We start from the raw sequence: 22,766 nt of genomic DNA on the forward strand, positions 1-22,766 counted from the left end.
GCGCTGGGCGCGGGAGCCGACCGTGGGGTCGGCCCTACCGTGCGGCGGCTCCGGTAGGTGACGACCGTTGGTCGTCACAGCCTCTGCCTGCCGCGTTGCGCGCGGTCGTGCACACACGAAAACGGCGGGGATCGTGTGATCCCCGCCGTTTCCATTCAACACATGCCGGATCAGACGTTCGGCTTGTGCTTTTCCTCGTCTTCTTCAACGACGGTCGCGGCTGCTTCCTCGGCTGGCGAAGCGGCATCGATGGCATCGAGAATGCTGGCCTGCACGGGGACTTCGGCCGCCTTCGGCGTCTCCACCTCAGCCGGGGCGTCGACCACCTTCGGGCTCTCAACCGCTACCGGGGCGTCGACCACCTTCGGGCTCTCCACCGCTACCGGGGCGTCGACCACCGTCGGGGTCTCGACCACAGCCGGGGCGTCAACGACCGTCGGGGTCTCGACCACAGCCGGGGCGTCCACCACCTTCGGGGTCTCCACCGCGACAGGGGCGTCAGCCACCTTCGGCGCGTCAGCGATCACCGGAGCATCGATCACCTTCGGAGGCTCGGCCACGACCGGGGCACCGACCATCTCCGGGGTCTGGGAGTCGGCCGGGGCGTCAGCCACCGTCGGACGTTCGATCGGCGCGGGGCGCTCGATGCTGGGGACCGGGACCGCAGCAACGGCGGCACGCGGTTCGGCCCTGGTACGAACCGGGGCGACCGGTGCTGCAGTTTCGCCTTCGTCATCAAAGTCGAATTCCGGCTGGCTGCGAGCGGGCTTCGACGTGGCCTGTGCCTGCTCAAGTGCAGCCACATCGGTGACCGCCGCATCGATTTCGCCGTCGTCAGCGTCATCGCTGCCGTCGTCGTCATGACCCAGTTCGTCGACACCCCCTGCGTTCTCGGCATTGCCGCGACGACGACGACGACCGCCACGACGGCCGCGACGACGGCGGGCGCCGCCTTCTCCATTGACGCCGGCCTCGGCACCGGCGTCAGTGCTGTCAGCGCCTTCGGCAGTGACCTCGGCTGCGGCCACCACGGCAGTGTCTTCACCCTGCGCTGCATCTGCAGGCGCGGCTGTGGCTGCGGGCACCGAAGCGACGGTGGGAGCGGAAGCCTCAGCAACCGGGGCTACCGGTGCGGTGCCCTGCACCACGGCAGCAGCAGCGGCCACGACCGGCGCGGTATCGATCGCCTCAGGCGCGGGGCCTCGCTGCGGCTTCTCATTGGCCGCCTTGTCGGCATCCTGTGCGGCACGCGGCTGACGCGGCTGCTTCAGCTTCGGCTGCGGCTGGCCGTGCTCGCCGCGCTGTTCATTGCGCTGCTTGCCCTGGCCCTGCTTCTGCTCCTGCTTCGGTTCGGCCTTGGCTGCGGGCTCCTGCTTCTGGACCTGCTCGTGCTTCTGTCCGTTGCCGTTGGCACCGTTCTGCCGACGGTCTTCCTTGCGCTCGCCGCGCTCCTTGCGGCCCTGGCTCTGACCGTTCTGGCCGTTAGCACGGTTCTCGTCGCGACGTTCCTTGCGGTCCTTGTTGCGGTCCTTGCCACGCTGCTCGCGGCGGCCACCGTCCTGGCTCGGGCGTGCGGCTGGTGCCGGCGCGGCGGCCGGTGCGGGTTCGCCGCCGAAGATGCGCTTGAGCCAGCCGACCACGCCGCCGCTGGCAGCGGGGGCGACAGCCACCGGCGCCGGCTGCGGGGCGGGTGCCGGCTGCGGCGCCGGCTCGGCGCGAACCGGGGCGGGCGAGGAGTGCTGCACCTGGGTCACCGCCGGCGGCGGAATGTTCAGCTGGCCCTTGGTCAGCGCGTGCACCGGCAACTTGCGCGGCGTGCCGCGCTGATAGCTCGGCTTTCCACTCTCTTCGCCCAGCTCGTTCTCGCGCAGGCGGGTCACGGTGTAGTGCGGGGTGTGCAGCTGCTCGTCGGCAACGATCACGATCGGCGCCTCATGGCGCTGTTCGATTTCACGCAGCGCGCTGCGCTTTTCGTTGAGCAGGTAGTTGGCGATCTCCACCGGGGCCTGCACCAGCACCTGTCCGGTGTTCTCCTTCATCGCATGCTCTTCGGCCACGCGGATGATCGACAGCGACAGCGACTCCACGCTGCGCATGCGGCCGTGGCCTTCACAGCGCGGGCAGACCAGCTGGCTCGACTCACCCAGACTCGGGCGCAGACGCTGGCGACTCATTTCCAGCAGGCCGAAGCGCGAGATGCGGCCAACCTGCACGCGGGCGCGGTCGTACTTGAGCGCGTTGGCCAGGCGGTTTTCCACTTCGCGCTGGTGCTTGTTGGAGGCCATGTCGATGAAGTCGATGACCACCAGGCCACCCAGGTCGCGCAGGCGCAGCTGGCGGGCCACTTCCTCGGCCGCTTCCAGATTGGTCTGGAACGCGGTGTCCTCGATGTCGCTGCCCTTGGTGGCGCGCGAGGAGTTGACGTCTACGGCGGTCAGCGCCTCGGTCTGGTCGACCACGATCGAGCCGCCCGACGGCAGGCGCACGTTGCGCTCGTAGGCACCTTCGATCTGCGATTCGATCTGGAAGCGGTTGAACAGCGGGATGTCGTCCTTGTAATGCTTGAGCTTGCGCAGGGTCTGCGGCATCACCTGCTGCATGAACTCGCGGGCGTGCTCGTACATTTCCTCGGTGTCCACGAGGATCTCGCCGATGTCGGCGCGCAGGTAGTCACGCAGGGCGCGCACGATCAGGCGCGATTCCTGGTAGATCAGGAACGGAGCCGGCCTGCTCAGTGCGGCTTCGGCAATGGCGCGCCAGACGTTGAGCAGGTAATCCAGATCCCACTGCAGCTCTTCGGCGTCGCGCCCGACGCCGGCGGTGCGGATGATGACGCCCATGTCATCGGGGATGTTCAGCTTGTCCAGCGCATCCTTCAGCGCAGCACGGTCCTCGCCCTCGATGCGGCGCGACACGCCACCGGCGGTGGGCGAGTTGGGCATCAGCACCATGTAGCGGCCGGCCAGCGAGATGAACGTGGTCAGGGCAGCGCCCTTGTTGCCGCGTTCTTCCTTGTCGACCTGCACCACCACTTCCTGGCCTTCCTTGAGCAGCTCGCGGATGGTGGCCTTGTTGTGGTCAACCCCGGCCTGGAAGTAGTCGCGGGAGATTTCCTTCAGCGGCAGGAAGCCATGGCGGCCGCCGCCGTATTCGACAAACGCCGCTTCGAGCGACGGCTCGATGCGGAAGATGCGGCCCTTGTAGATGTTCGACTTTTTCTGTTCCTTTGACGGCTGTTCGATGTCGATGTCGTACAGCGCCTGTCCATCGACGATGGCAACCCGCAGCTCTTCAGCCTGCGTGGCGTTGATCAGCATTCGCTTCATTGTTGCGTTCCTCGCAAGCGGCTACCGCGCGGAACACCATGGGGTTTCGCCTCTGGATACGGTTGGTGGCCCATTCGCGCATGCGCGGGGAGGGCCCCCTGGTTTCCAGCGCTACGACACCACGGCAGGCCGCGGGAGCGCTCAGTTCTTCTGGTTTTTTGGGTGTTGCAGGGCCGGCGGCCGCTGTCAGCTGAGCTGGAGCGCCACACGGGACATGTTCAGCGCGACTGCTTGTCAGGCAATCGGCGATGGCCGGGAACGCCGGTGAGCCGCTAACATGGCCGCCCCGCGGGCGGTGGTTGCGCACTGTGCCGGATTCGTCGGAAGCCAGGCTTCTGGCCCTGAGTAACTTCCAACGAAATCAAACCCTTATCTCGCCCCCCGAGTGTAACAGAATAAACTGACTGATGAATGCACCTGACCCCTCGAAAACGTCTGCGGACAAGCCTTCAGTGAAGATGATCACGGTTCCTGAGGACCGTGCCGGCCAGCGGCTGGACAATTTCCTGCTGGGCCAGCTCAAAGGCGCCCCGCGCAGCCTTGTCTACAAGCTCGTGCGCAGCGGCCAGGTGCGGGTCAACGGGGGCAGAGCGAAGGCCGAGCGCAAGCTGGAGGCCGGCGATGAAGTGCGCGTGCCCCCGGTTCGTCTCAGCGAAGAGGGAGACAAGGCCGGCCCGCCCGAGTCCTTCATGCGCAGGCTGGAGCAGGCCATCGTCTTCGAGGACGCGCGCCTGCTCGCGCTGAACAAGCCCTCCGGCGTGGCCAGCCACGGTGGCAGCGGCATCAGCTTCGGGGCCATCGAGACCCTGCGCGCTTTGCGACCCGGCCAGACGCTTGAGCTGGTGCATCGGCTGGACCGCGATACCTCCGGTCTGCTGATCGTGGCCAAGAAGCGCTCGGCGCTCAGCGAGCTGCAGGCCTTGCTGCGCGAGGATCACGGGGCCGGCATCCGCAAGCGCTACCTCACCCTGCTGGTGGGGCGCATGCCTGACGGCACGATGACCGTTGATGCACCGCTGCACGTCGGCCTGCGCCAAGGGGGGGAGCGCCACGTGCAGGTCAACCCGATCGGCAAGGAGTCCATCAGTCATTTCCGCGTGCTGGAGCGCCGCGGCGGGCACTCGTACTGTGAGGTACGCATTGAAACCGGGCGCACCCATCAGATCCGGGCGCACGCCCAGCACATCCATCACGCCGTCGCTGGAGACGACAAGTACGGCGATCCAGCCGTCAACAAGCGGCTTCGTGAGCAGATCGGGCTGAAGCGGCTGTTCCTGCACGCCGCGTCGCTGGAGTTCGCTCTGGACGCCGGCAAAACCCCGTACGTGCTCAACGCCCCGCTGGCCGATGAGTTGGCCGAGGCGCTGGACCGTCTGAAGTAAGCCAAGGCCCGCCCGGCGACGCCGATGGGTCGTCACGCGGGCCGCTCCCTTGGTAGGTGACGACCGTTGGTCGTCACGCTCGTGCCTCATCGTCTGCCTCTGCCAGGCAACCAACGCTCGTCACTTCCCGGCGGTCGGCCTGTCTGTCAGCGGTGTCCCATCGTCAACCATGCTGACACGCCGCTCAGGGGTTGTCTGCCAGCGTCTGCTGGATGAACCCGTGAATCTCCGGGCCCGCCAACCGCATGAACACACTCGGCTTGGGCCGGTTGACGCAGCCGCGCGGGCCGCGCGAAACGATGCCGAGCTGGATCCAGCCTTGCCCATCGTTGACCAGCAATGGGCCACCGGAATCGCCACCGCAGGCGCCGCGCGTCGGCGTGCCCGCGCACATCGCGTTCTCCGGATGCAGTGCTGAGTCTCCCCACATGGCCTGGCATTGCGCCAGCGCAATGAACGGCACCTGGACATGCTGCAGTCGCTCGGGGACCTGGTCAGCGCCTGAGGCGCCCCAGCCGACGGCCATCATCGGGTAGCCAGGTGCTTCATAGCCGGAACCTGCGACGCCGATCAGACGAACCGGGGTGACATCGGAGACCGGCGTGGCCAGGCGCACGAGCGCGATGTCGCGGTCGAAGTCAAACGGTCCGGGGCGATGGATGCTGGCGATCTCCAGCTCACGCGCGTTGGGATCATTGAGGTCGGTACTGCCCAGGCGGATGGTCCAGCGCTTGGCATTTGTAACAAAGCAATGGTTGGCCAGCAGGACCCAGGAGGGGGCGATCAGGGTGCCGCCGCAATAGTGCTTGTCGCGTGGCGTCGGGCCGTCGATCTCGGGTACCTGCAGGCTGACCATGAACGGATAACGCCCTTCCGGTGCGTCCTCGCCACCGATGATCCGTGGGCTGGGCGTGGCTGCGTCTCCGAGAAGGGGCAGCAGCAGGCAGGGGAGGGCGAACAGGAACGCTGTGAGGTGTCTGAGGCGCATGGCTGAGGGACCGGGGGGGATGGAGCGGGCATTACACGCGCACCGTTGCGCGACGGGTGTGACCCAGGCCGCGCCGCGCAGGTTTTGCAGCGTTACTCACGCGCCCCGCAAGCGTGCGGCGCATTCCGTCTCACCATCTGAACAGCACCAGACTGATCGCCAGCGTGCCCATGCCCGCCACCAGCCCATATACCGTTTCGTGGCCCTTGGCATAGCGCTTTGCCGCCGGCAGCAGCTCGTCCAGCGCCAGGAACACCATCACCCCGGCGATCAGCCCGAACACCCAGCCGAAGGTGGCGTGGGACAGTGAATCGTGCAGCAGGAAGTAGCCGATCACCGCACCCACCGGCTCGGCCAGGCCGGAGAGCAGGCTGGCGCCCACTGCGTACAGCTTGTTCTGGGTGGCGAAATAGACCGGCACGGCGATCGCAATGCCTTCGGGTATGTTGTGGATGGCAATGGCAAAGGCCAGTGGCATGCCCACCGAGGGGCTCTCCAGCGTGGCAAAGAAGGTTGCCAGCCCTTCGGGAAAATTGTGCGCGGTAATCGCCACCGCGGTAAGCAGACCGACCCGGCGGATGTAGGCGGCATTGTTCTGCTGGAATGCCGGGTCCTGCTTGTCCAGGCTCTCGTGCGGATTCGGGATGAAGTGGTCGATCAACACGATCGCCGCCATGCCGAGCAGGAAGGCGGCCGTACCATATGCAAAGCCAATGCGTTCGCCATAGCTGAGGGCGAAGGACGCAATGGATTTATTGAGGATTTCCGACAGCGATACGTACACCATCGCGCCGCCGGCAAAGGCCAGCCCGAACGCCAGCAGGCGCGGGTTGGGCCGGCGCGAGAACACAACCATCAGGCTGCCGAGGGTGGTGGCCAGGCCGGCTGCAAGGGTGACCGCCAAGGCGATCCATACATTTTCGGGTGTGATCTGCATGCGCCCGCACCATTTTTCATCGGGTTACAGCCCCGGCCAAGCCGGGGATCAAGAGAGAGGCGGGCGCGGGCTGGCCTCGAAGAAGCGTGGCTCAGCCGCCGCGACGCACGCGCTCTTCCACGGCGAAGCATTCATCCGGGCGCGGCTGCGGCGGGTTGAAGCTGACCGGGACCTGGATCGTGGCCGGTACTTTTTCACCGTTGCGGGTGGCGGCGTTGAACTGCCATCCCTGCACGGCCGTGCGGGCCAGCTCGTCCAGCTGCGGATTGCCGCTGCTGGCGACCTGGCTGACCTCACTTGGCTTGCCGTCCGCACCGACCACCACCTTCAGCGTGCTTGTGCCCCCCACGCCCATGCAGGCCAGTTCGATCGGGTAGGTGGGCGGCGGCGTCTTGACCGCCGCCACGTCGGTAGGTGGTACCGCCGGGGCGGCCGGGGTGCCGGGTCCGCCGCAGGCTGCCAAGAGCAGGCTGGCGGTGGCGGCGGTCATGATCAGGCGCAGGTGCATGGGCATTACTCCGTAAGGGCGGACGCTTTGGCGGCGCAGATGAAGTCGTTCTCGCTTAGCCCACCCACATCGTGGGTGGAGAAGCGCACCACTGCGCGGTCGTAGTGAACACCGAGGTCGGGATGGTGATCTTCGCGATGGGCAACGAAGGCCAGCGCGTTCACGAATGCCATCGTGTGGTGGTAGTCCTTGAAGCGGAATGTGCGCACCAGCGCCTGACCCTGCTCGGCCAGCTCCCAGCCCGGGACCTGCGGCAGCAGCTCAGCCAGCCGTGCCTGACCCAGGCGGTGCTCGTTGCCGCGCCGCGGGACACAGTGTGCCAGCGCCAGGGGGACCAGATCGTTCATGCCGCTCTCCACGTGCAAATCGTTGACTGAACAATGCGCCACAGGGTGTATAAGGGCCATGAGCGCATTCCACTATTTAGTTAGAATAGCCCGATGATCCAGATTTCCAACACCGCCCAGACCCATTTCCGCAAGTTGATCGAACGCGAAGGCGTGCCCGGCATGGGTGTGCGTCTGAGCGCGGTCGATCCTGGCACGCCGTCGGCCGATGCACGCCTGGAATTTGCCGAGCCGGCCGACCTGCTGGGCGACGAATGGGCTGTGGACTGCGATGGCTTCACCCTCTATGTGGCAGCCACCAGCGTGGCGTGGATGGATGGCGCCGAGATCGATATCGTGGCCGGTACCGCTGGTGGCCAGCAGTTGACCATCAAGGCGCCGCGCATCAAGGGCGAGGCCCCGGGTGAGGCCGCCTCGCTGGTCGAGCGCGTGCACTGGGTGGTGGAGAACGAGGTCAACCCGCAGCTTGCCTCGCATGGCGGCAAGGTCGCGGTGCAGGAAGTATCTGCCGACGGTGTGGTGCTGCTGCGTTTCGGTGGGGGCTGCCAGGGTTGCGGCATGGCCGATGTCACGCTCAAGCAGGGCATCGAGAAGACCTTGATGGGCCGCGTGCCTGGTGTGACCGCTGTGCGTGACGCGACCGACCATGATGGTGGGCACGCGCCTTACATTCCTCGCGGCAACGCTGCCTGACCGCCCGCCTGCGTGGCCTCGCGCCGGGCGTCTGAACTGATCGAGCAGCTGCTGGCACGCCAGCAGCATCCGCTCATTCTGGAAAAGCACACGCGACTGCCTTACGGCTGGGCGATATGGTTGCGCGCGCGAGGGCTCGCACCGCTGCCCCGGCCGAGCCCGGCCGAAGCGCTGGTGGCGCATCTATCGGCCCAGCCACGTGCGCCGGCGCAGGGGCGCTTGCCTGCGCTGGGTTTTGTGCAGGCGTTCCGGCGCCTGTTCTGGCAGGGCTGGGACAAGGCCCCCCATGACCAGCGCTGGATGCGCCGGGGCGCGGCGGCCACCAGCCTGCTGCTGCACCTGCTGTTTGCGCTGGCCTTGCTATGGGTGGCCGTGATCCGCCCGCCACAGACGCCGGAGCAGGGCGGCGAAGGTGAACGCGTGCAGGTCGAGTTTGTCGGACAAGGTTCGCAGGACGGCGGCGCGCCTGAGCCTGCGGTCGCTGCTGCCGAGCCCGCCGTCGCGGCCGCAGCAGCAGGCGTTGTGCGCCCATCGCAGACCGATGCGCCGACCGGGTCGCAGCCTGCCGCCGCTGCCGTCAGCAGCCAGACAGCGCCGCCGCCGCCCGCCATCGCCGATGCGCCGGTGGTGCCTGAAGCCGAGCCTGCTTCCTCGCCGCTGCAGGCCACGGAAGTGGCCGAAGCCACCTCGAGCTTTGTCGTGCCACCGATGACCGTGCCACAGCGCGATGTGCGCGCGATAGCAGTGCCGGCCGCGCCCGCCGTGCGTGAGCGCACGGTCGCGCTGCAACCACCGGCCCCGACTCCGGTGCTGCCGTCGGTGTCATTGCCTGAGGTAGCCGTTCCCTCGAGCCAGCCCGCACCGCTGGAGGTGCGCGAACGTGAGGTGACCGCGCCGTTGAACGCACCGGCGGTATCCGCATTGCGTCCGGCGCCGCGGCCGGACGTCGCCGTGCCATCGCGCGAGCTGACTGTGCGCGAGCGGCAGGTGGAAGCGCCGCCCGCCGTTCAACCTCCCAGCATGCCCGCACGTGCCGCCCCGTCTATCACCGCCCCGGCCTTGCCCCAGGCGGGCACCGCCGTGCGCGAGCGCAGCGTGACGGCCCGGCCGACGCCGGCCGCGACCGCCGCGCCGCCGGCTGCTGCAGCGGCCGCTGCGCCTGCCGTGAACAGCAGTGCCCCGCGCGCGGCCGCGCGGCCGGCACCTGATACTGGCAACTGGGCCACACCCGCGCGCGGCGATGACTGGGGCGCGGCCGCGCGTAGCCGCGACGGCGCCACCGCGGGCACACAGACCAGTGCCGCGCGCGGTGCCAGCCAAGGCCTGTTCAATGCAGACGGCTCGGTACGTGTGGCGAGCCCGCCAGGCGACGGACCCGGCGAGCGTGGCGCGCCTGGCGGCGAGAAGGATGGCTGGAGCCGGGACCGCATCGCCCAGTCCGGCACTTGGCTCAAACGTCCCCCGTACGATTACACCCCGACCTCGTTCGACAAGTACTGGGTACCCAACGAATCACTGCTGGCCGAATGGGTGCGCAAAGGCATCAAGGCCATCGAGATTCCGCTGCCTGGCAGCGGCACGAAGATCTCCTGTGTGATATCGGTGCTGCAGTTCGGCGGTGGCTGTGGTCTGACCGACCCGAACATGCAGGACCAGCCCGCCATCGCCCGCCCACCACCGGATATCCCGTTCAAGCCGGAGTACCAGGAGGAGTAGTCAGGCGCTGTCAGCCGGCATCGGGGCTGGATTCAACCCGCCTCGGCGATGAACGCCCAGAACGGCACGTCCTGCTCCACCCAGTAGTGGCAGGCATCGTCCAGCACATCCAGCAGGGCGTCGAACACCGCCGGTGCGGTTGCCCGCAGGGCATCGACATCGTCCAGGAACAGTGCATGGCCGCCGCCTGTGGGCAGCCAGGCCAGGTCGCGCAGGTTGTCGGCCAGCGCATCCCAGTTGCCGCCAAAGCCAACGGGGAAATCCAGCTGCGCCGCCAGTCGTGCCAGCAGGGTGCGCTTGTCGACCACGCCGTGCAGGTCCACGCGCGCCACGCGCAGGCCTGCCGCGCGCATCGCAGCGGCCAGCGGCGCCACGTCGCCGTTGCCGATGGCATAGACGCCGGCATTGTTGATGTCATGCAGGCCGAGGCCAAGTGCATCATGGTTCATCAGTACCCTCCAGGGCAGGAACGCTGAAACTGCGGAAGGTCTGGTAATGGTCAGCGGTGTAATACCAGGTCTCCACCGGCTTTCCCCCGGTGATGATGCGCCTGGCGCCGCGGTTGGAGGCGCCAGGCGTGGGGACGGTGTACTCGCGATAATAGCCGCGCGGCCGCTGCGGCAGGCGCTGCTCACGGTTGCCGAACACGGTGCCGTCCTGGCGGTGGGGGAACGGTCCGCCTCGCTGTATCAGCACGATGGTCCGTGCGGCTTCGGCCGGCAGGAACGCGGGCAGGGCAGCGGGACGTGTCGCCTCGGCTGGTGCATGCACGGCAGCCGTGCCCAGGTCCGGTGCGAAGCGCGGCGCCGGTGGCTTCTGCAGGTAGTGGTTGGTCAGCAGGCCCACCACCAGCAATGCAGCGGCAGTGAGCAGGAGTCTGGGATTGCGCATGAAGGCTTCGGTTGATGGCGTGCGTGCACTCTAGCGCGCGCCAACTGCACCCGGAATAAGGAAGCGATGCGTAGCTGCCGTGTCAGTGCCAGCACGAAGTTTCCTTTACATCCCCCTTGGTAAACTCGACGCCTGTCCCCATCTTCCACCCGCAACACCCGACGATGCGTCGGGTGCCCCGTTATCAGGAGATGCACCATGGCCTATACCCTGCCCAAGCTGCCTTACGCCTACGACGCGCTGGAGCCGCACATCGATGCGGCCACGATGGAAATCCATCACAGCAAGCATCACCAGACCTACATCAACAACGTCAACGCGGCACTGGAAGGCACCGAATTCGCCGACCTGCCGGTTGAAGAGCTGGTGCGCAAGACGAAGTCACTGCCGGAAAACCTGCAGGGCGTCGTGCGCAACAACGGTGGCGGCCACGCCAACCACTCGCTGTTCTGGACGGTGATGGCGCCCAACGCCGGCGGCAACCCGGGCGGTGCGGTGGCCAAGGCGATCGACGCAGAGCTTGGCGGCTTTGAAAAGTTCAAGGAGGCGTTCACCAAGGCCGCACTGACCCGCTTCGGCAGCGGCTGGGCATGGCTGAGCGTGACCCCGGACAAGAAGCTCGTGGTTGAGAGCAGCGGTAACCAGGACAGCCCGCTGATGGATGGCAACACGCCGATCCTCGCGCTGGACGTGTGGGAGCACGCGTACTACCTGAAGTACCAGAACCGTCGCCCCGAGTACATCGGCGCATTCTTCAACGTCATCGACTGGAACGAAGTCGAGCGTCGTTACCAGGACGCCATCGCCTGATCGCAGGCTGATGATGCGCAACAGCGGCCGGGCAGCAATGCCCGGCCGCTTCTGTTTCAGCGTCACCAGACCCGCTGGCCGGAACCAGTATGCCGCACGGCTACAGACTGGCCGGTTGCAGCTCCAGCACGGCCAGCGTGCCCAGCCGCAGGGCCGGCAGCTCGCCCTGCGCCGGCAGTTCCACGCGCTGCTGGCGCAGGCCGCCGAACTGTTTGACCTGGTACAGCACGTCCAGGCCATGGCCACGTTCGGCGGCACTGGCGGGGCCGGACGGTGTGCCGCGTGGCGCCGGGTTGCGCCGCGAGGGCTGGAAGCCCGGCAGGCTGCCGACCAGCTCGCCGGTGGCGGCCGAGAACTCGCCGGCCACCACGCTGGGCAGGCCGCTGCTGGTCGCTTCGATCCAGATGCGCAGGTCGTTGCTCTGATGGCGTCTGCTGGCGACGTCATCCTGCTCGGGGCGCAGCTGCACCATGTAGATGTTCACCGGCTGCTCGCCAACCGTTACCCGCATCATGCCGGCGGCGCTGTAGCGACCCGGTGGGTGCAGCAGGGTCACCCCGTCCTCGCTGATGCTCAGCCGGCTGAGCATGGCAATGCCGTGCCGCTGCGCCTGGCTGGGACGGTCGGGCGTGACGAAATCGCAGCTGTAGCGAAGGCGCCGGGCCAACCAACAGGCCGGGCTGCGGCCCTGTTCCTGCAGCTGCGCATGGATGGCCAGCACGTCCGGGCGCAGGGTGGCCAGCAGTTCGACGATCTGCTCGCGGCGCTGCTGCCATTCGGGGCCATCGGCAGCGGGAAGTTCCAGCGAAGCCACACTCAGGGACGGCAGCGCAGCGGGCGGCGTCTGTGGCTGTGCCCGCGCGGGAATGGCCAGCAGGCTCAACGTGACCAGCAACAGGGGTGAAAAAAACGCGCGCATAACGATAAGTTTACTAAGCTCGCGTGCAGGTGCTGTGACTCCGCCGACGGTCCGTGCGGCGCGGCAGCGTGCGCAAAGGGCGCCCGTTCCGGTACCCTTTGCGCTTTCGTGTCGCAGGAAAGCCGTACAGGATGAGCACCAACGCAGCCGCCCCTTCGGGCAAGGCCTCCATGCCGGGCCAGATCCCCTACATCATCGGCAACGAGGCCTGCGAGCGCTTCAGTTTCTACGGCATGCGCAACATCCTGGTGCAGTTCCTGATCACCTCGCTGCTGCTGCAGGAGATCACCGCCGAAGGACGGGCGGGCGAGGCCAAGGACATCATGCACAGCTTCATGATCGGCGTGTATTTCTTCCCGCTGCTCGGTGGCTGGCTGGCCGACAGGTTTTTTGGCAAGTACCACACCATTCTGTGGTTCAGCCTGATCTACTGCGCGGGGCACCTGTGTCTTGCGCTGTTCGAGAACAGCCGCCAGGGCTTCTTCGTCGGTCTGGGTCTGATCGCGCTCGGTGCTGGTGGCATCAAGCCGCTGGTGGCCTCGTTCATGGGTGACCAGTTCGACCAGGGCAACAAGCACCTGGCCAAACTGGTGTTCGACGCGTTCTACTGGATCATCAACTTCGGCTCGCTGTTCGCCTCGCTGCTGATTCCGCTGGTGCTCAAGAACTGGGGTCCGCAGTGGGCCTTCGGCATTCCGGGCATCCTGATGTTCGTGGCGACGTTCGTGTTCTGGATGGGTCGCAAGCGCTATGTGCTGGTGCCGCTGCCGCCGAAGGACCCGCATTCGTTCGCCAATGTGGTGCGTACGGCACTGACCGCGCGCGTGGAAGGCCGCGGGCGCCCGGGACTGGTGATCGCCATTGCGGGGCTGGTGCTGGCTGCGGCGTCGTTCGCGCTGGTCGGCTCGCTGGGCATTGTGATCTGCCTTTGCCTGGCGCTGGTGGCGATCCTGGCCGGCATCGGCGGCGGTACCTGGATGCAGCTGGACCGTGCCCGCGCCGTGCACCCGGCCGAGGCAGTGGAGGGTGTGCGCGCGGTACTGCGTGTGCTGGTGATCTTCGCCCTGACCACACCGTTCTTCTCGCTGTTTGACCAGAAAGCCTCCACCTGGGTGCTGCAGGGCCAGCAGATGCAGATGCCGAGCTGGTTCACCGCCTCGCAGATGCAGGCGCTCAACCCGCTGCTGGTGATGATCCTGATTCCGTTCAACAACCTGGTGCTTTATCCGGCCCTGCGGCGCTTTGGCTTCGAGCCGACCGCGCTGCGCCGCATGACCGCCGGCATCGCCTTCAGCGGCCTGGCCTGGATCGTGGTCGGCGGCATCCAGGTGGTGATGGATGGCGGCAACGCGATGTCGATCTTCTGGCAGGTGCTGCCGTACGCGCTGCTTACCTTCGGTGAAGTGCTGGTGTCAGCCACCGGCCTGGAGTTTGCGTACAGCCAGGCGCCGCAGGCGATGAAGGGCGTGGTGATGAGCTTCTGGAACCTGACCACCACCATCGGCAACCTGTGGGTGCTGCTGTCCAATGCGGCCGTCCGCAATGACACGGTGACCCACCAGATCGCCAGCACAGGCTTGAGCGAAGCGGCCTTTCTGATGTTCTTCTTCGCCGGCTTCGCGTTCGTGGCGGCACTGGCCTTTGGCTGGTATGCGCGCCGCTACCGCATGGTCGACAACTACCGCACTGCCTGAGCCTGACATGAGTCCTGTCAACCTGCTGCTGATCGCTGTGACCGCCATCCTGTCGTGGATGGCGTTCAACAACCGCAAACTCGCCGACCGCCTGATTCTGTGGCCGCCGGCGGTGGACCGCCACCGCCAGTACGACCGCCTGATCACCTACGGTTTCATCCATGCCGACTGGCCGCACCTGATCTTCAACATGATCACGCTGTTCTTCTTCGGACGGCAGATCGAAGCGGTGATGGTGGCGATGACCGGCAGCTACCTCACCTATCCGGCGTTCTATCTGGCCGCGCTGCTGGTCTCGATCCTGCCCAGCTATCTGAAGAACCAGAAGAACCCGAACTACCTCAGTCTCGGTGCATCCGGTGCGGTGTCGGCGGTGCTGTTCGCCTTCATCCTGCTCAGTCCGTGGACGACGATCCTGGTGTTCATCATCCCCGCGCCGGCGATCGTGTACGCGGTGTTCTATGTGGGCTACAGCATCTGGATGGAACGGCGTGGTGGGGACCGCATCAACCACAGCGCCCATCTGGCGGGCGCGGCCTTCGGCGTGCTGTTCATGCTCGCCATGCGCCCGCAGATCTTCAACCATTTCCTGGCCGAACTGGCCAATCCGCGCTTCGGCTTCGGCGGTTGAGGTGTACTGCCGGGCAGAGCCCGGCACTACGGGTTAGAGGCTCCCTCGGCATAGGCGGCCAGCAGCCGGCTGTGGACTTCCTCGCCGATGCGCTGGAACTCGCGCGCGTCGGTCCGACCTTCGACGGCCAGTTGCAGCAGGCCCTCCAGCAACAGGCTGTCGGTACTGCCATCAGGCTCGGTCGCGGTATGCATGGGCGGTCTCCGGTGACAGGGACAAAGCGGGTCAGGTGGCGGGGTCGGCGTGAATGTCCTCGCTGAGCGCGGTATCGGCCGGCCTGCCGTTTTCTTGAGCGGCCGTCGCCCCTTGCGCTACCCAAGTGCCTGAGGCGGGTTCATACTTCACGCCATCGTGGCGGCTGCCTGCGCACCATCGTCCCAGTACCGCTGCAGGAGACCGCTCATGGCTTCGGTGACGCCCCCTGGCCTGGCTTACGAGATCGAGCACGACGAGGCACACCAGCGTTTTACCGCGCGGGTGAGCGGATACCTGGCCCTGCTCGATTACCAGCTTCGGCCGGCCTCCAGGCCGCGTCGCATGGTCATCACCCACACCGAGGTACCTGAGGCGATCGGCGGCAGGGGCATCGCCGGTGAACTGACCCGCGTGGCACTGCGATGGGCGCGGGAGAAAAAGTACAAGGTGGAGCCAGCCTGCTCTTATGCGCAGGCGTTCATGGCACGCCATGAAGAGTTTGATGACCTGCTGGCCGGTTGAGACCAGCGCCGTTGCCGGCGGACCCGGCAGCGCAATGACAGGCAGGACGCAGCAATGAGGCATGCAGGGCAGGTAATGAAGAGCATGGGTGCAGTGCGGGCCGGTCGGCCGGTGGTAGCCGGGGTGTGGCTGGCGATGGCGATGGTGCTGTCAGGATGCGGCCGCAACGATGAGGCGACCGGGACGGTGGCAGCGCCCGCCGTGAGCGGCGCCCCCGCGCAGGACGCGGCTGCGGCCGGCGAAGCCTCAAGCGCGCCGTTGACGGACGTGATCGAACGTAGCCCGCAGGCGGTCATCGGCATCAGCTACCCGCCAGGGCTGGAGCGCTACCCTGGTCTGGCCAGCGCTTTGCTTGCCTACAGCACCGCTGCCAGGGCAGAGCTGCAGCAGGCGCTCGACGGCCTGGGCAACGACCAGCCGCGTATGCCCTATGAACTGTCGCTGGCGTTCGAAAAACTCCAGGAAACGCCGAACGTTGTTGCGGTGAGTGCTGAAGGCAGCCGGTACACCGGTGGTGCCCACGGCGAACCGCTGGTGGCGCGCTTTGTCTGGTTGCCGAAGCGGGAAAAGATGCTGGCCGCCAGTGAACTGATCACCGACCCCAAAGGCTGGCAGGCGATCAGCAGCTATGTGGCCGATCAGCTGCGCGAGCGCGTGGCGACCCGCCTGAGTGGTGAGGAACTGCAACCTGGTGAACTGCAGGAATCGCTGCGGTCGGCCACCCGGATGATTGCCGAAGGCACCGGCGCCGATGCAGCGAATTTCAGCCAGTTTGAGCCCATCGTCGACGGCGAAGGCAGGATCACGGCACTGCGTTTCGTGTTCCCGCCCTACCAGGTGGCACCGTATGCGGACGGGACCCAGACCGCGGATGTGCCTGCCTCGGTACTGGAGCCGCATCTGTCGGCGGAGTACACGACACTGTTTGCTGGCGGCTGAGCGCCGCACGCGCCGCACAGCGCATACGCATCGCGTGGCCGCGCTTGCCGGATCGAAGGTGGTGCAGCTGCTGCAATCGTCGAGAATGAAAAAGCCGCCCGGTTGCCCGGGCGGCTTTCTTCATTCTGCGGTGTGCGGGATCAGTCGTTGGCGCCGGTCAGGCCACGCTTTTCCAGCAGCGGTTCGATCTGCGGCTCGTGGCCGGCGAAATCACGGAACAGCTGCATCGCATCGACACTGCCACCCTTGGACAGCAGGGTCTTGCGGAAGTGATCGCCGTTGGCACGGGTCAGGCCGCCGTTCTCACGGAACCACTTCTGGGTGTTGGCGTCGAGCACCTCCGACCAGATGTAGGCGTAGTAGCCGGCCGAGTAGCCGCCCATGATGTGGCTGAAGTAGGGGGTTTTGTAACGCGGCGGCACGGCGGCGTAGTAGATGCCGGCCTTTTCAAGCGCTTCGCGTTCGAACTTCATCACATCGGCCGCTGCCGGCACCTGGCTGGCGCCGATCTGGTGCCAGCGCTGGTCCAGCATGGCCGCGCCCAGGTACTCGGTGGTGGCAAAGCCCTGGTTGAACTTGGCCGCGGCGATCACCTTGTCCAGCAGTGCCTGCGGCATCACGCTGCCGTTCTGGTAGTGCTTGGCGTAGTTCTTAAGGATGACCGGATTGTCGGCCCACATCTCGTTGACCTGCGAGGGGAACTCGACGAAGTCACGCGGCACTGCGGTGCCGGAGAAGTAGGGATACTTCACGTCCGAGAACATGCCATGCAGCGCGTGGCCGAACTCGTGGAAGGTCGTGGTCACTTCGTCCCAGGTCAGCAGGGTCGGCTGGCCCGCCGGCGGCTTGGGGATGTTGAGGTGGTTGGCAACCACCGGCTTGTCACCGGTCAGCTCCGACTGGGAAACGTAGGAGTTCATCCAGGCGCCGCCTCGCTTGGACGCGCGGGCGTACGGATCGAAGATGAAGATCGCCAGCTGGCTGCCATCAGCATCGAAGACGTCGTAGACGGTGACGTCGTCGTGGTACACCGGCAGGTCGGTGCGCTGCTTGAAGGTCAGGCCGAACTCAAGATTGGCGGCGTGGAAGACACCGTTTTCCAGCACCGACTTCATTTCGAAGTAGGGCTTGAGCTGCGATTCGTCGAAGTTGTACTTGGCCTGGCGCACCTTCTCGCTGTAGAAGGCCCAGTCCCACGGCTCCAGCTTGAAGGTCGGCTGGCCGGCGGCCTTCTGTTCCTGGTCGATCATCGCCTGCAGGTCGGCAGCTTCACGCTTGGCGTTGGCCACCGCAGCCGGGGCCAGCTGGCCCAGCATCGCATTGACCGCTTCGGGGGTCTTGGCGGTCTGGTTGGTCAGGTTGTAGGCGGCGAAGTTGGCAAAGCCCATCAGCGCGGCCTTGTCGGCGCGCAGCTGCATGATGCGCGACACCAGCGCGGTGTTGTCGAACTCACCGCCGCGGCTGCCGCGGGCGACCGAGGCTTCAAAGATCTTCTGGCGCAGTGCACGGTTGGCCAGGTTGGTCAGCGGCGGCTGGCCGGTGGTGTTGAGCAGGGTGATCACATACTTGCCGTCCAGGCCACGGGCCTTGGCGGCCTCGGCAGCGGCGGCGATCTGCTCGGCCGACAGACCGTCCAGTTCCTTGACGTCCTCCACCGTGATCGCCGAAGCGTTCACTTCGGACTGCACGTTCTGGCTGAACTTGGTGCCCAGGTTGGCCAGCTCGGCGTTGATCTGCTTCAGCTTGGCCTTGTCCGCGTCGGACAGCTTGGCGCCGGCGCGCACGTAGTTGTCGTGGTACTTCTCCACCAGACGCAGGCCTTCGGCATCCAGACCCAGCTGGGTGCGGGTGTCATACAGGGCCTTGATGCGGGCAAACAGCTTGCCGTTCAGCGCGATGGCATCGCTGTGCGCGGCGAAGCGTGCCGAGTAGTCGGCCTGCAGCTTCTTGCGCGCGTCATTGGTGTCAGCGCCCACGAGGCTGAAGAAAACGGTGGTGGCGCGGTCCAGCACTTCACCGCTCTTCTCCAGCGCGATGATCGTGTTGTCGAAGGTCGGCTTGGCCTTGTTGTTGGCGATGGCCTCCACTTCCTGCAGCTGCTGGGCCATGCCGGCGTCGAAGGCGGGCGCGAAGTCGCTGTCCTTGATCCTGTCGAACTGCGGGTAGTGCAGCGGCAGCGGGCTTTCGGCGAAGAACGGATTGGCCTGTTCGGCGTTGGCGGCCGGGGTGGCGGCGCTGACCGAATAGGCGGGCAGGGCAAGGCCGAGGGTCACGGCCACGGCGAGGGCAAGGCGGGTCGTCAAGGGAAGCACTCCTTCTATACAAGTGCCCGAGGGTAACCCGCGCCGCTGTGACGGGACGTGTGTCAAAAGGCACGTTGCAGGCGACCGGGCGCGTGCTGCGCCCCAGCGCAGACGCCACGGTCGGCGATCCCATCGCGACCCGGCCGCAGGGGGGGGGCGTTATCATGCGGTGAACATTCGCGAGCGCCTTTCCATGTCCACTGCGTACGATTTCGGCTTTGTCGACCTTGATGGCCAGCCGCAGGACCTTGCGCAGTACCGCAGTCGGCCGTTGCTGCTGGTCAACGTGGCCAGCCGTTGCGGGTTCACGCCGCAGTACACCGGGCTGGAGCAGCTGTGGCAGCAGTATCGTGGACGCGGCCTGGTGGTGGTCGGCTTTCCCTGCAACCAGTTCGGCGCGCAGGAACCGGGCGACGCCGCTCAGATCCGGCAGTTCTGCTCGCTCGACTATCCGGTCAGCTTCCCGCTGTCGCGCCGGATCGAGGTCAACGGCGACGGTGCGGACCCGTTGTGGGCCTGGTTGCAGCAGCAGCGGCGGGGGCTGCTCGGCAGCGCCCGCATCAAGTGGAACTTCACCAAGTTCCTGGTCGATCGCAGCGGCGCAGTGGTGTCACGCCATGCCCCCTCCACGCGCCCCGAACAGCTGCGCGTGGCGGTGGAACGCCTGCTGTGAGGCGTGCTGTTGCCAGCGCCCGTCACTTCTCGACGAAGGCGCGCTCGAACACGTAGTGACCCGGCTGGCCGATGCGCGGTGAGACCTGGAAGCCCCGGGCATCGAGGACCGTGCGCAGGTCGGCCAGCATCTGCGGGCTGCCGCAGATCATCGCGCGGTCATTTTCCGGGCTCAGTTCCGGCAGCCCCAGCGTGCGCTGCATCGCGCCGCTTTCCATCAGCGAGGTCAGCCGGCCCTGGTTGGCGAACGGCTCACGGGTGACGGCCGGGTAGTAAAGCAGCTTGTCGCCGATCATCTCGCCGAGGAATTCGTGCTCGCGCAGCTCTTTTTCGAAGTAGTCGCGGTACGCCAGGTCCTTCTCGTAGCGCACGCCATGGCACAGGATGACCTTGTCAAAGCGCTCGTAGGTTTCCGGGTCCTTGATGATCGACAGCCACGGCGCCAGGCCGGTACCGGTACCGAGCAGGTACAGGTGCCTGCCTGGGTGCAGGTCGCTGATCAGCAGGGTGCCGGTCGGCTTTTTGCCCACCAGCACCTTGTCGCCGGGCTTGATGTGCTGCAGGCGCGAAGTCAGCGGGCCGTCCTGCACCTTGATGCTGAAGAACTCCAGGTTCTCTTCCCAGTTAGCGCTGGCGATGGAGTAGGCGCGCAGCAGCGGACGCGCTTCGGTTTCCAGGCCGATCATCACGAACTGACCGTTCTCGAAGCGGAATCCGCTGTCGCGGGTGAGGGTGAAGCTGAAGTAGGCATCGGTCCAGTGACGGACCTCAAGCACCGTTTCGGCGCCGAAAGCGGAGGACATGGGGAGGCGTGTTCTGTGATTTCGTCGCGGACATTCTACCCCAAATGAGATGGATTCTCATTGAGCGGAACGAGAGGCGTTCTCACCGGTAACCTGCTGCCTGCAGTTCGAACAATTCGGCATAGCGGCCGCCCTGTGCCATCAGCTCAGTGTGGGTCCCGCTGGCCTCGATGCGGCCGTCGGCCAGCACCAGGATGCGGTCGGCCATGCGGACCGATGAGAAACGGTGTGAGATCAACACGGCGGTACGCTGCTCGGACAGTTCCTGGAAGCGTTGGAACACCTCGAATTCGGCGCGCGCATCGAGCGCGGCGGTCGGCTCATCCAGGATCATCACCTGCGCATCGCGCATCCAGGCCCGTGCAATGGCGATCTTCTGCCACTGTCCGCCGGACAGATCCACACCCTGCTTGAAGCGTCGTCCGATCAGCTGCCCGTACCCACCGGGCAGCGCATCGATGACCTCCATGGCCATGCCGCGACGTGCGGCGTCGGCGATGCGGTCCTGATCGTCCATCGCGCCGACCTGGCCGACGCCGATGTTCTCGCCGGCGGTCAGGTTGTAGCGCACGAAGTCCTGGAAGATGACGCCCAGATTGGCGCGCAGGTCGTCCAGGTCATAGCGGCGCAGGTCCTGCCCATCGAGCAGGATGCGGCCTTCGTCCGGGTCATAAAGGCGTGCCAGCAGCTTGACCAGCGTGGTCTTGCCGGCCCCGTTCTCGCCGACCAGCGCCAGCACTTCACCTGCCCGCAGCTGGAAGTCGAGATGGCGCACCGCCCACTGCTCGGCATCGGGGTAACGGAAGCCGACATTCTCGAATACGAAGCCATCACGGATGGGCCGCGGCACCGGGATCGGGTCGGCCGGCGACTGGATTTCGGCCTCGATCTGAAAGAACGAGAACAGGTCGTCCAAGTACATCGCCTGGCTTGCCACCTGCGAAAACCCGATCAGCAACCCTTCCAGCAGCTGTCGCAGGCGCAGGAAACTGCCGGCCAGGAAGGTCAGGTCGCCGATGCTGAAGTCGCCGCGCACCGTGCGCCAGGCGATGTACCCGTAAGCGGTGTAGTAGCCCAGCGTACCCAACGCGGCCAGCAGCGTTCCCCAGATCGCACGCCGCCGTGCCAGCGCCCGGTTGGCCAGGAAGAACTTCTCGGCCAGCAGGCGATACCGCTGCACCAGGAACCGGTGCAGGTTGAATATCTTCACTTCCTTGGCGGTTTCGACGCTGGCGCCGATCTGGCGCAGGTAATCCAGCTGACGACGTTCGGGGGTCCATTGGAAATTGAGGCTGTAACCGGCCGCATTGAAGTGCGATTCGCCGATGAAGGCCGGCACCAGCGCCACCGCCAGCAGCACGATCAGCCACGGTGCGTACACCACCAGGCCGACCGCCAGGCTGGCCACGGTTATCGCATCCTGCACCTGGCCAAACAGCTGGCTCATCAGGTTGCCGCGACCCATCGACTGGCGGCGGGCCCGGTCCAGCTTGTCCTGCAGGTCCGGGTCCTCGAAATCCTCCAGGTCCAGCTCGGCGGCGTGTTCCATCAGCCGCACGCTGGTCGCGTTGTTGAACAGTTCCGACAGCAGGCCATCGGCATAGCTGACCAGCCGCCCGAGCAGGTCCGAGCTGACGGCCAGTCCCAGTTCCAGCGCCAGCAGCGCCAGCAGCGGATTGAGCAGGCCGCTGGCCAGGGCCTCGGTGAAACCCGGGAAACCGGGTCCGTGCTGGCTCAGCGCCAGCGCGGTGTCGATGATCAGCTTGCCCACGTACAGCATCGCCACCGGCAGCAGCGCCCGCACCACACGCAGGCCGAGGCTGGCCAGCGTGAGGCTGGGGCTGGTCTGCCAGACCTGACGCAGGAACGGGGGCAGGTTGCGCAGGGCGCCGAACCGCTGGCGCAGGGTCGGGCGGGTGGTGGGAGCGGAAGGAGCCATGCCTCATTGTGCACACGGTCGCATGCGCGTTCCGTGCACGAAACGCGGTATTCAGGTGCCACGTAGAGCGGGGCTCTGCCCCGCTGGGGCCGCTGCAACGGTGATTACGGCATCGGTGGCAGCAGTCCGGCACCCAGCCGGTTCCAGGCATTGATGATTGCGATGCCCATGCTCAGGTCGCTGATGCCTTTCTCGTCGAAGTGGGGGGGCAGCGTCTCGTAGTCGGCCTCGGAGGGAGCCGCCTCGGTCAACCGGGTCAGCGCCTCGGCCCAGCCCAGCGCGGCGCGCTCACGCGCATCGAAGAACCGGCTCTCGTGCCAGGCCGGCAGCGTATCGAGCTTGCGCGGATCGATCCCCGCTTTGCGCAATGCGGTGCCATGGATATCCATGCAGTACCCGCAGCGGTTGAGCTGGGACACGCGCATGAACACCAGCTCCATCAGTGTCGGCTCGAGCGAGCAGTCGTGGACGATCCTGCTGGTCGCGAGCAGCGACTGGAACGCGTCACTGGCCAGACGGGTGTAGGGAACTCGAGGGGAAGCAGCGGACAT

Annotated in this window: 22 protein-coding genes; 9 read left to right on the forward strand and 13 right to left on the reverse strand. The window is 66.3% G+C overall.

The features are described from left to right. Positions 1-170: 170 nt before the first annotated feature. Positions 171-3,326, reverse strand: coding sequence for a ribonuclease E (rne, locus tag RZA67_RS06120; RefSeq protein WP_317211748.1), 3,156 nt, complete (start codon positions 3,324-3,326; stop codon positions 171-173). Positions 3,327-3,733: 407 nt separating this feature from the next. Here rne and RZA67_RS06125 point away from each other — a divergent pair, with 407 nt between their 5' ends. Further along, positions 3,734-4,708 carry an RluA family pseudouridine synthase gene (locus RZA67_RS06125; RefSeq protein WP_317211749.1) on the forward strand — a complete coding sequence of 325 codons (975 nt, stop codon included), beginning with the start codon at positions 3,734-3,736 and terminating at the stop codon, positions 4,706-4,708. A 184-nt stretch (positions 4,709-4,892) separates the two neighbouring features. Here RZA67_RS06125 and RZA67_RS06130 read toward each other — a convergent pair whose 3' ends face one another. The 4 genes from RZA67_RS06130 to RZA67_RS06145 form a co-directional block, all read right to left on the reverse strand. Continuing rightward, positions 4,893-5,696 (reverse strand): serine protease, encoded by an 804-nt coding sequence (locus RZA67_RS06130; protein WP_317211750.1) that lies wholly within the window; start codon positions 5,694-5,696, stop codon positions 4,893-4,895. 130 nt (positions 5,697-5,826) lie between these two features. Further along, entirely contained in the window at positions 5,827-6,633 is an 807-nt protein-coding gene (gene zupT / locus RZA67_RS06135) for a zinc transporter ZupT (RefSeq protein ID WP_317211751.1), read from the reverse strand. A 91-nt stretch (positions 6,634-6,724) separates the two neighbouring features. Continuing rightward, on the reverse strand, positions 6,725-7,123 hold the full coding sequence (locus RZA67_RS06140; RefSeq protein WP_317213923.1) for an energy transducer TonB: 399 nt from the start codon (positions 7,121-7,123) through the stop codon (positions 6,725-6,727). A 23-nt stretch (positions 7,124-7,146) separates the two neighbouring features. Beyond that, the gene (locus RZA67_RS06145) at positions 7,147-7,488 is read right to left on the reverse strand and encodes a 4a-hydroxytetrahydrobiopterin dehydratase (protein ID WP_317211752.1); all 342 of its coding nucleotides are present in this window, start codon (positions 7,486-7,488) and stop codon (positions 7,147-7,149) included. Between the two features lie 93 nt (positions 7,489-7,581). On the opposite strand from RZA67_RS06145, the gene RZA67_RS06150 reads away from it, so the two are divergent. Both RZA67_RS06150 and RZA67_RS06155 read left to right on the forward strand, forming a co-directional pair. Further along, the gene (locus tag RZA67_RS06150) at positions 7,582-8,181 is read left to right on the forward strand and encodes an NfuA family Fe-S biogenesis protein (protein ID WP_317211753.1); all 600 of its coding nucleotides are present in this window, start codon (positions 7,582-7,584) and stop codon (positions 8,179-8,181) included. Between the two features lie 12 nt (positions 8,182-8,193). After that, the gene (locus tag RZA67_RS06155) at positions 8,194-9,897 is read left to right on the forward strand and encodes a hypothetical protein (RefSeq protein WP_317211754.1); all 1,704 of its coding nucleotides are present in this window, start codon (positions 8,194-8,196) and stop codon (positions 9,895-9,897) included. Positions 9,898-9,929: 32 nt separating this feature from the next. On the opposite strand, the gene RZA67_RS06160 is transcribed toward RZA67_RS06155, so the two are convergent. Both RZA67_RS06160 and RZA67_RS06165 read right to left on the reverse strand, forming a co-directional pair. Continuing rightward, positions 9,930-10,346, reverse strand: coding sequence for a barstar family protein (locus RZA67_RS06160; RefSeq protein WP_317211755.1), 417 nt, complete (start codon positions 10,344-10,346; stop codon positions 9,930-9,932). Further along, a complete protein-coding gene (locus RZA67_RS06165) occupies positions 10,336-10,788 on the reverse strand; it encodes a ribonuclease domain-containing protein (RefSeq protein ID WP_317211756.1) in 453 nt (150 codons plus the stop codon). The genes RZA67_RS06160 and RZA67_RS06165 overlap by 11 nt, the downstream gene beginning before the upstream one ends. A 198-nt stretch (positions 10,789-10,986) precedes the next feature. Here RZA67_RS06165 and RZA67_RS06170 point away from each other — a divergent pair, with 198 nt between their 5' ends. Then, positions 10,987-11,598 carry a superoxide dismutase gene (locus tag RZA67_RS06170; RefSeq protein ID WP_317211758.1) on the forward strand — a complete coding sequence of 204 codons (612 nt, stop codon included), beginning with the start codon at positions 10,987-10,989 and terminating at the stop codon, positions 11,596-11,598. A 100-nt stretch (positions 11,599-11,698) separates the two neighbouring features. On the opposite strand, the gene RZA67_RS06175 is transcribed toward RZA67_RS06170, so the two are convergent. Continuing rightward, positions 11,699-12,517: an endonuclease/exonuclease/phosphatase family protein gene (locus RZA67_RS06175; RefSeq protein WP_317211759.1), complete on the reverse strand. Its 819-nt coding sequence runs from the start codon at positions 12,515-12,517 to the stop codon at positions 11,699-11,701. A 131-nt stretch (positions 12,518-12,648) separates the two neighbouring features. Between RZA67_RS06175 and RZA67_RS06180 the strand changes: the two genes are divergently transcribed. Both RZA67_RS06180 and RZA67_RS06185 read left to right on the forward strand, forming a co-directional pair. After that, positions 12,649-14,211 (forward strand): oligopeptide:H+ symporter, encoded by a 1,563-nt coding sequence (locus tag RZA67_RS06180; protein WP_317211760.1) that lies wholly within the window; start codon positions 12,649-12,651, stop codon positions 14,209-14,211. A gap of 7 nt (positions 14,212-14,218) precedes the next feature. Then, positions 14,219-14,842 carry a rhomboid family intramembrane serine protease gene (locus RZA67_RS06185; RefSeq protein ID WP_317211761.1) on the forward strand — a complete coding sequence of 208 codons (624 nt, stop codon included), beginning with the start codon at positions 14,219-14,221 and terminating at the stop codon, positions 14,840-14,842. Between the two features lie 26 nt (positions 14,843-14,868). Here RZA67_RS06185 and RZA67_RS06190 read toward each other — a convergent pair whose 3' ends face one another. Next, positions 14,869-15,036 (reverse strand): hypothetical protein, encoded by a 168-nt coding sequence (locus RZA67_RS06190; RefSeq protein ID WP_317211763.1) that lies wholly within the window; start codon positions 15,034-15,036, stop codon positions 14,869-14,871. A 208-nt stretch (positions 15,037-15,244) separates the two neighbouring features. On the opposite strand from RZA67_RS06190, the gene RZA67_RS06195 reads away from it, so the two are divergent. Then, the gene (locus RZA67_RS06195; protein ID WP_317211764.1) at positions 15,245-15,559 is read left to right on the forward strand and encodes a GNAT family N-acetyltransferase; all 315 of its coding nucleotides are present in this window, start codon (positions 15,245-15,247) and stop codon (positions 15,557-15,559) included. A gap of 135 nt (positions 15,560-15,694) precedes the next feature. After that, on the forward strand, positions 15,695-16,498 hold the full coding sequence (locus RZA67_RS06200; RefSeq protein ID WP_317213924.1) for a DUF4163 domain-containing protein: 804 nt from the start codon (positions 15,695-15,697) through the stop codon (positions 16,496-16,498). Between the two features lie 140 nt (positions 16,499-16,638). On the opposite strand, the gene RZA67_RS06205 is transcribed toward RZA67_RS06200, so the two are convergent. Continuing rightward, positions 16,639-18,801, reverse strand: coding sequence for a M3 family metallopeptidase (locus RZA67_RS06205; RefSeq protein WP_317211765.1), 2,163 nt, complete (start codon positions 18,799-18,801; stop codon positions 16,639-16,641). 193 nt (positions 18,802-18,994) lie between these two features. Between RZA67_RS06205 and RZA67_RS06210 the strand changes: the two genes are divergently transcribed. Then, positions 18,995-19,474: a glutathione peroxidase gene (locus RZA67_RS06210; protein ID WP_317211766.1), complete on the forward strand. Its 480-nt coding sequence runs from the start codon at positions 18,995-18,997 to the stop codon at positions 19,472-19,474. A 22-nt stretch (positions 19,475-19,496) separates the two neighbouring features. Here the strand turns inward: RZA67_RS06210 and RZA67_RS06215 are convergent, their stop codons facing one another. The 3 genes from RZA67_RS06215 to RZA67_RS06225 form a co-directional block, all read right to left on the reverse strand. Continuing rightward, the gene (locus RZA67_RS06215; protein ID WP_317211768.1) at positions 19,497-20,276 is read right to left on the reverse strand and encodes a ferredoxin--NADP reductase; all 780 of its coding nucleotides are present in this window, start codon (positions 20,274-20,276) and stop codon (positions 19,497-19,499) included. Positions 20,277-20,358: 82 nt separating this feature from the next. Continuing rightward, a complete protein-coding gene (locus RZA67_RS06220) occupies positions 20,359-22,215 on the reverse strand; it encodes an ABC transporter ATP-binding protein (protein WP_317211769.1) in 1,857 nt (618 codons plus the stop codon). A gap of 104 nt (positions 22,216-22,319) precedes the next feature. Next, positions 22,320-22,766 carry a carboxymuconolactone decarboxylase family protein gene (locus RZA67_RS06225; protein ID WP_317211770.1) on the reverse strand — a complete coding sequence of 149 codons (447 nt, stop codon included), beginning with the start codon at positions 22,764-22,766 and terminating at the stop codon, positions 22,320-22,322.

It is taken from the genome of Stenotrophomonas sp. C3(2023) (genome assembly GCF_032911385.1).
In the GTDB taxonomy this organism is placed as follows: domain Bacteria; phylum Pseudomonadota; class Gammaproteobacteria; order Xanthomonadales; family Xanthomonadaceae; genus Stenotrophomonas.

Bases quoted from the DNA above. Each gene is read 5' to 3' on its own strand.
- RZA67_RS06225 (WP_317211770.1), bottom strand. From the start codon at position 22,766: ATGTCCGCTGCTTCCCCTCGAGTTCCCTACACCCGTCTGGCCAGTGAC.
- RZA67_RS06150 (WP_317211753.1), top strand. From the start codon at position 7,582: ATGATCCAGATTTCCAACACCGCCCAGACCCATTTCCGCAAGTTGATC.
- RZA67_RS06190 (WP_317211763.1), bottom strand. From the start codon at position 15,036: ATGCATACCGCGACCGAGCCTGATGGCAGTACCGACAGCCTGTTGCTG.
- rne (WP_317211748.1), bottom strand. From the start codon at position 3,326: ATGAAGCGAATGCTGATCAACGCCACGCAGGCTGAAGAGCTGCGGGTT.
- zupT (WP_317211751.1), bottom strand. From the start codon at position 6,633: ATGCAGATCACACCCGAAAATGTATGGATCGCCTTGGCGGTCACCCTT.
- RZA67_RS06180 (WP_317211760.1), top strand. From the start codon at position 12,649: ATGAGCACCAACGCAGCCGCCCCTTCGGGCAAGGCCTCCATGCCGGGC.
- RZA67_RS06210 (WP_317211766.1), top strand. From the start codon at position 18,995: ATGTCCACTGCGTACGATTTCGGCTTTGTCGACCTTGATGGCCAGCCG.
- RZA67_RS06160 (WP_317211755.1), bottom strand. From the start codon at position 10,346: ATGAACCATGATGCACTTGGCCTCGGCCTGCATGACATCAACAATGCC.
- RZA67_RS06165 (WP_317211756.1), bottom strand. From the start codon at position 10,788: ATGCGCAATCCCAGACTCCTGCTCACTGCCGCTGCATTGCTGGTGGTG.
- RZA67_RS06130 (WP_317211750.1), bottom strand. From the start codon at position 5,696: ATGCGCCTCAGACACCTCACAGCGTTCCTGTTCGCCCTCCCCTGCCTG.
- RZA67_RS06215 (WP_317211768.1), bottom strand. From the start codon at position 20,276: ATGTCCTCCGCTTTCGGCGCCGAAACGGTGCTTGAGGTCCGTCACTGG.
- RZA67_RS06170 (WP_317211758.1), top strand. From the start codon at position 10,987: ATGGCCTATACCCTGCCCAAGCTGCCTTACGCCTACGACGCGCTGGAG.
- RZA67_RS06220 (WP_317211769.1), bottom strand. From the start codon at position 22,215: ATGGCTCCTTCCGCTCCCACCACCCGCCCGACCCTGCGCCAGCGGTTC.
- RZA67_RS06145 (WP_317211752.1), bottom strand. From the start codon at position 7,488: ATGAACGATCTGGTCCCCCTGGCGCTGGCACACTGTGTCCCGCGGCGC.
- RZA67_RS06200 (WP_317213924.1), top strand. From the start codon at position 15,695: ATGGCGATGGTGCTGTCAGGATGCGGCCGCAACGATGAGGCGACCGGG.
- RZA67_RS06195 (WP_317211764.1), top strand. From the start codon at position 15,245: ATGGCTTCGGTGACGCCCCCTGGCCTGGCTTACGAGATCGAGCACGAC.
- RZA67_RS06185 (WP_317211761.1), top strand. From the start codon at position 14,219: ATGAGTCCTGTCAACCTGCTGCTGATCGCTGTGACCGCCATCCTGTCG.
- RZA67_RS06125 (WP_317211749.1), top strand. From the start codon at position 3,734: ATGAATGCACCTGACCCCTCGAAAACGTCTGCGGACAAGCCTTCAGTG.
- RZA67_RS06175 (WP_317211759.1), bottom strand. From the start codon at position 12,517: ATGCGCGCGTTTTTTTCACCCCTGTTGCTGGTCACGTTGAGCCTGCTG.
- RZA67_RS06140 (WP_317213923.1), bottom strand. From the start codon at position 7,123: ATGACCGCCGCCACCGCCAGCCTGCTCTTGGCAGCCTGCGGCGGACCC.